Origin of the sequence: Terriglobus sp. YAF25, assembly GCF_052113305.1 — a bacterium.
Classification (GTDB): domain Bacteria; phylum Acidobacteriota; class Terriglobia; order Terriglobales; family Acidobacteriaceae; genus Terriglobus.
Genome location: NZ_JBFRCY010000395.1, coordinates 1 through 6,958, shown reverse-complemented (window position 1 = coordinate 6,958; position 6,958 = coordinate 1). Strand labels below are relative to the sequence as shown.

General features: G+C 55.7%; 4 protein-coding genes. 1 reads left to right on the top strand and 3 read right to left on the bottom strand.

Annotated features, from left to right (window positions below; translation table 11 throughout):
• On the top strand, positions 1–235 hold a 235-nt coding region (locus tag AB4043_RS16455; protein WP_442307542.1), incomplete at its 5' end, for an EAL domain-containing protein.
• Positions 236–417: 182 nt separating this feature from the next.
• Here AB4043_RS16455 and AB4043_RS16450 read toward each other — a convergent pair.
• The 3 genes from AB4043_RS16450 to AB4043_RS16440 all read right to left on the bottom strand — a co-directional run.
• Complete coding sequence (locus tag AB4043_RS16450; protein ID WP_442302360.1) at positions 418–1,758, bottom strand: DUF1501 domain-containing protein; 1,341 nt, start codon at positions 1,756–1,758, stop codon at positions 418–420.
• A gap of 18 nt (positions 1,759–1,776) precedes the next feature.
• Positions 1,777–3,903: a DUF1800 domain-containing protein gene (locus AB4043_RS16445; protein ID WP_442307541.1), complete on the bottom strand. Its 2,127-nt coding sequence runs from the start codon at positions 3,901–3,903 to the stop codon at positions 1,777–1,779.
• A gap of 207 nt (positions 3,904–4,110) precedes the next feature.
• Positions 4,111–6,958 (bottom strand): fibronectin type III domain-containing protein (locus AB4043_RS16440; RefSeq protein WP_442307540.1); only part of this gene is annotated, 2,848 nt, incomplete at its 5' end.

The window sequence follows — 6,958 nt, the reverse complement described above, 5'->3', positions numbered from 1 at the left end:
CCGCAATCCAGGCAGAATCGTTGAACTGATCATTACTCTCGGTCATCAATTGGGGATGGAGTTGGTCGCAGAAGGAATCGAGACCAAGGAACAGGCCGACAAGATACGGTCTCTGGGATGCGAATTCGCGCAGGGATATTTTTTCTCCTATCCCCTGGCGCCCGAAGCGATTACAAACTCCCTTTCTCAACCAGATTCCGGTACAGAGCTTTCTGCCCTGCTCGCACTTCAATAAACAGGCCAGGACGCAAAATGTAACGTTCGCGGTCTGAATACGGCAGCTGGTGTGGTGCAGCGATCTGCGTGCTTTCAGGCTTTGGCGCCCCGATGTTCGCGTTCCGTCTGACGCCGTGTCTCCGCCATCAACTGGATGGCTGCATACGGCTTATCTGGAGTAGTTCCAGGCGAGCACGATCTCTATACAAACCCCAGATTGCTGGTGCTGAAGCTTCCAATGTTCGGGAAGACGAGTGGAAGCTGCGCAGCACTCACACCGAACCATTGCGCCAGCGTCGCAGCATACTGCACCGTCCCCGTCGTCGGAACCCAACGTCCATTGGAGCCGGAATCATCTGGACCGCCAAGCGCCAGTGTCGGGAAGGTTCCGTACATCTTTCCGCCTTTCACCGCACCGCCAATCACGAAATGATGCGATCCCCATGCATGGTCACTCCCTGTGTTGGAGTTAGGCTGATACGTCCGGCTGAAGTCTGACATCGTAAAGGTCGTCACATTGGATGTCACGCCTAGCTCCTGGATCGCCTGATAGAAGGCCGCAATTGCAGGGCTGATCTGAGACAGCAGCGTGCTCTGCAGCGTGAGCTGATCGGAGTGGGTATCGAAGTTACCGATCCCGGCAAAGAAGATCTGACGGCTCACGCCCAGGGCCGCGCGAACCTGGATAACCTGCGCCACCTGTGCAAGCTGCGCGGCAAGTCCGTTGTTCGCTGGAAATACAGTCTGCAGCTTGGGAACCGAAGCCGTGGCGGCAGCCAGAATCCTGGAATAGTTGTACGCATTCGCCGTAATTGCATCATCTGCCTGCACCAGTGTTAACCCGCTGCTGAACGTCAACAACGCCTGGGCCGTTGCCTGCCGCGCGTTACACTCCGCTGTACTTTCTGAGCATCCTGCAGCGCCCAGATTTCCCGGACTAATGGACACCGGTGTGCTCGCCTGGCCATTGCAGAAGAGTGTGTCGCCAGCCACAGAAGTAATCATTGGTATCAGACCGTTTGGGTTATACGTCGTATTCAGCACATCGGCAATCCGGCCGGCCCATCCCGTCGGGGTCGCACCGCTCTGCGCGGCGTTCTGCCACTCCAACTGCTGGTCAGGGTGGGAGAAGAGATTACTGGGAAGCGACTGGTTTGCCTGGTATTGGGCCTTCGTAATCGGCTTTATCAGGGTGCCCACATTCGCCACAATGGCGGCATTGTTACTGTTGAAAAGCGCCTGAATGTCAGGAAGATTCGGATTCAAGGCAAAAGCCGGAAGAGCATTCAAGGGAAGAAGCTGGTTCTGAGCAAGCGCCAGCGGCCCCCGAACGCCCGCGTAGCTGTTATAGCCAGCCGCGTCGTACGGAATAAATGTGTTGTTCGCGTCATTGCCGCCATACAGGAAGACGCAGACCAATGCCTTGTAGTCCTGTGTCGATTGTGCCAGGGCGTTGAGTGCACCAAATGGACGAAGACCTACTGCATTGCCTGCAGCCGCCAGCGATGCATAGCGAATAAAACTACGGCGCGAAGGACGCATAACCGGAACTCCTTTTGACTAGTGCAGAATCTTGTATTGCGATGACGTAGTTACCAGGTACAGTGCAACGCGAACACGCTGCCCCATATCAGTCAACGAGCTGATGTGGTTGACGATGGCCGTACGCATCTGGGATGGCATCTGACCGTGCATGAAGAGAAGGCCAAGCGCATCGACAAGATCCCCCGGTTTAGCCGCTAGCGTACCCCACGAGCTCTTCGCTGAAAGATCAACGCTAAAGCCCGAAATCTTGTTGGAGACAACCGTATTTGCCAGGGTCAAACGCAATACCACGCTTGCCGTGTTCTCCAGGCTGAACTCGGGAGCATTTGTAGACGTACCGGGAATGACATATTCCGGAGGGAAGAAGTTAAAGACGCTGGGGGAGGCATACGGCTTTTCGCTGAGATTCGCCGTGTAATTCCCAAGAGTGTTGTAGGACGCGTTTGCCACAACATCGTTTCCCGCTACGGCATCGTTGTTGGTAAATCCCAAACCGCGCATCATGTTGGCCAGCCAGAGCACGGGCTCTCGAAGATGACCGCCCTCCGCCGCGGGATCGGTATCGCCCGCGCGAGCCTCCTTGTCGGTGAGAATCGCACGAACGACAGCCTTCATATCTCCACGCACATTGTTCCCGTTGTTTGCGAACACGGCAACGACACGCTGCACATAAGCGGGGCTCGGATTACTAGCCACCAGATGTTGGATCAACTGGCGACAAACAAACGGGCCCACATTCGGATGGGTAAAGATGTTATTCAGTGCACCATCAAGATCCTGCATGGAACTCTGTCCTGCCGGCAGCGTAGTACCGCTCAACAGGATTTTGGCAGCAGTGTCGTGATTGGCGTCGACAGCAGCCATCGGCATCGTATAGTTTGCGGTCCCGTTTGGGAACTTCGCAGGACTACCGCCGGTCGACGTGGCATACGTCCATCCCGTAAAGGCGCGTGCAAACGCCTGCACCTGGTCCTGTGTATAAGCCGGGATCATATTATTGCTGCTATCCAGCTTAGGGGTGCCGTCATCGTTCAGCAGAAACAGACCGGTGGTGAACAATTGCATTAGTTCGCGGGCGTAGTTCTCGTTGGCAATCTGTGGAACTCCATTTACAGTGCCCGGTTTGTTGCTGTTCAACATATTGAGGTAAGCGCCCATTCCCGGTGAGAGCGTTACATCTTTCATGATGGTGGAGAAGTTTCCGAAGGCGTCATTCACCAAGACGTTCTGAAAGGCCGCGACCGCACGCGAATTAACCGAATTCGTCGAAATGACAAACATCTCGGCAAGAGCAAATGCGACCCGCTGACGAAGCTGATCGGGGGCCGTAAGTGTTGCCTGCCACCATTCCGACTGCAGACAGGGCACAAGAGTCGTTGCACAGACGGTCGGCGGAGTCGTTGGAAATAACGCCAGCGTCGTGGGCTGCATCGCGAACTGTTCGTTCAGATATCCGTCAACACCGATGGATACAACGTGTTGAATATCGGGCAAGGTCGGCCCAAAGGTGGCCTGATCCAGCAGGCGGGCGGCGGCAGTAACGGCTGCCTGGACTGTCACCTGTGCATTCACTGAAGATGACGCCGATCCACCGGGGTCGGGATTAATAACAGTCACGGGGATCGTGTTGACACCCTGGGCGAGGTTCAACGTACAGATTGCCGTCAGTTGCGTTGCTGTAGTCAGTGCGGGGGAAACGGTCTGCCCCTGAATCTGGACCTGGGCTCCACTTACAAAGCCAGTTCCTGTGACCGTGACGGTATACGCCGGTCCAAGACCGATCACCGTGGCAGAACTGACAACAGGAAGCGGGTTAAGAATTGACTCCGTCACAGAAGCTGTTGCCGACGAAGATGCCTGACTTACCGCCGTGATGGTTACTGTATTCGGGCTGGGCAGGATGATCGGTGCGGTGTAGAGTCCGGAAGCCGAGATCGTCCCGATTGCCGACGAGCCGCCTGCGGTTCCGTTCACCTGCCAGGTAACACTAGTCTGACTCGTGTTCGAGACCGCTGCGGTTAACTGCGTGGTGGAACCCAGGCGAACCTGGCCCCCTCCCGTGATAGTGACCGTCACGGGACCCGCAGGTGCGGATCGGCCACCTCCACATCCAGTAAGGAGCGGCAGAGACACCACACTCATCAACACGATGCGAAATAGACAACAGGAACCAGGGTGAAAAGAGACACAAGAACGCATAGCGCCAGACTCCTGTCTGTACGTCGGGGCGCCCAATGCTCAGCAGTCGGCGACGAGGCTGCCCTGTTGGGAAGAGGCAACAGATATAACATCTGTTTGTAAAACAAGTTGGTTACCGGCAGGGCCCTTCTAGCTATCGCACGTACCAGGTTAGAACTGCGCAATCACCCAGGTCGATGCTCCGCCGGCGTCAATGCCCCATCCCGTCTGACCACTTTCAAATCCGGGATTTGACAAGACATTTGTTCCTCCAGCAACCCCCATAAAGCAGTCGTCGGCGATCAGCGTCCCGACGCCCGAATAGGAGTCCTTGAGCTGGAACCTCAAGCTGGTATAGCTTCCCGTGCTGAATGCCGGAGTTGAGCACTGTGTCCATGTGGAAGTCGCCGTGCATTTCACACTAGCCAGGTTGGTGGAGTTGTACATTGCATCCAGTTCCACCGAACCCGATCCCTTGATCCACACGCTGGCTACATAGGTTTGATTGGCTGCCACCGATATCTGCTGATGCGTAGAGGTCCAGTTTGGGCTGGACGGCACTGCAACCTGCAGGCACCAGAGTCCCGTCCGGCAATTACCGCTTCCCGAATAGGCGCCAATGCTGAGAGGTGTTGTAAGCGGATTTTGATAGTAATCCACCCCGCCGTTGTTAGAGACAGCCACAGCTGCCCCTGCTGCTGGAGAGCCCGGCTGCAACGCATATCCTGCAGGGCATGGCTGCGGACCGTTCGCCAGCGAAGCCGTCCAGGTGCATGTGCCGCCATTACCGGCGCTGTTGAGCAGAGGGTCACCATATACCGGACTTGATTCGCTGCCAGAAGAGGCCCACGAAGATGCAGTGGTATAAGTTATTCCATTCCATATCCACTGTGGATTGTTGGGAGTGTAGTAGAGATTATTGCTGAACGTGAGCCCGCTGATCGTATTCACGTCACGGAGAAACTCCACATTGTTGGCGGAGTTTGGATTCGCCATATAGCAGATGTTGTTCTCAATCATCGATCCCGATGCAAATGTGCCGGAACCGTTCCACATCGGCAGATAGAAACACGCACTTGGATCTGTCGAGATAGACGATTGTGCAATGTTGTTGAGGAAGGTATTGCCGTAGACATACACGGGATTCGGTGCAGGATTCGGCGTCAGGCCAAAGAGCCCGCCGATACCTCGCACCAGGTCATCGTTCTCAGAGATGTTGTAGCGGAATGTATTTGGTCCCCATGTGGTGCCGCTGGGGTTGCCATCATACCCCAGTATTCCAGCGCCGCCATTGTGATGGGTGTAGTTATATTGAACGGTCGAGTTGGTTGTGCCTCCATCAAGATCGATGCCGTCCCAATCGCAGCCTGTCGTAAACGCAGGCAACGGCTGCACGTTGTAGACCTCGTTGTACTGGATGAAGATATTGTTCGCGTTGTAGGTCTCGATGCCGCTCGTTCCACCACACGTGGTAACGTTTGCCCCAACATCATGGATAAGGTTGTATTGAATAACCGCACCGTTCACACCATTGGCGTTTAAGCCGGCATAAGGGGCGGGACTTCCCAGGTTGTAAACGGTGTTGCCCTGCATTAGCACGTTGGTAATATTGCGCCCATATCCCCAGCCGGCCACTCCAGCCCCATCCGTAGATGTCGGATCTGCTCCGTGGAGAGTATTGTTCAGGATCTGGATATTGTTGAGGGGACCATTGTTCCCATTCAGGGCATAGCCAAGGATCCAGATCTCTCCTCCGCTCTGCCCGCCGGTCGTTGCAAATCCCGACACCTCGGAATTTTTGACGGTGATTCCCTGGGTCGCCCAACTGACGGAACTGTTCTGCAACAGGATGCCCCAGTTCGTACTCGCTCCATTCACGACCTTCAAAGTATCCACGGTGAATCCATTGATGTTGTCCCCGATAATCGCAGCGGTGTTCTTCCCGGAGCAACTCGACGAGGACTGAATGGTAGCCACTCCTCCGCCATAGGAGGTCACGGTAAAGGGATTCTGTACCGAGGAGGTCGGCACGATGGTTCTGGTAAAGACCAGGYATCCAACGAAGGTCTGGCCTCCCTCGAAGGAAACAGTACTTCCTTCCGGATAAGTAAAGCTATTCACCTTAGCAATCGTCTGCCATGGGGTTGATGACGTTGTGCCGTCATTGCTTTCGTTCCCATTCGGAGAGACATAGTACTGCAGTTGCTGCTGACTGAAGGTCGCCGCGAATGCCTCGTTCGATGGGCTTGAAGTACCGGCCCCGTTCACTGCCTGCACGACGTAGTAATAGGTCGTGGCATGCGTTAGACCAGTATCGGTATAGGGAGAACCAGCAATTCCCTGCGCGACGAGGTTCGACGGGGACGGAGTGAATCCGCTCGTCAGGCTGCGATAGATGTTGTAGCTCCACGCATTCGTGGATGGAGACCATGTCAGACTTACCTTGCTCACGGATGTCGGCGTCGCCGTCAGACCCGTCGGCGTTCCCGGAGGTGTGGTGCTTCCGCCGCCGCCCCCTCCGCCTGTGCCAGAGTAGGCGCCGATACTCGGCGGGCTGGTCAAGGCACTTTGGTAGTAGTCCACGCCGCCGTTGCCTGTGATGGCAGCTCCCGTCCCCAATCCGGGAGAACCGGACTGAAGTGCATAGGCCGAGGGACACGGTTGTGGTCCATTGCCCAGAAGAGGAGACCAGCTGCAAGTTCCGCCGTTACCACCGCTGCTGAACAGAGGGTTACCGTACGCCGGACTCGTTTCCAAACCAGTCGCCGTCCATGCGGCGAGCGTGGTGTAAGACGTCCCGCCCCAACGCCAGGTTGGCGTGGTTCCCGCATAATACAGATTGTTCTGAAGCGTCATCCCACTCTGGCTATATGGGTTGTAATAAAAGTTCCCGCTTCTGCCGTACTGGTCATGGTTATTCATGTAGCAGATGTTGTCTGCAATCAGAGAGCCGCTTGCCCAGGTTCCACCACCATTCCCAAAGTTGAAACAGGCGCTGGAGGTCGACTTTTCGTATTCT

What these genes read in the sequence shown, in the direction of transcription:
- AB4043_RS16450 (WP_442302360.1), bottom strand. Translation starts at nt 1,758, where the DNA reads ATGCGTCCTTCGCGCCGTAGTTTTATTCGCTATGCATCGCTGGCGGCT.
- AB4043_RS16445 (WP_442307541.1), bottom strand. Translation starts at nt 3,903, where the DNA reads ATGAGTGTGGTGTCTCTGCCGCTCCTTACTGGATGTGGAGGTGGCCGA.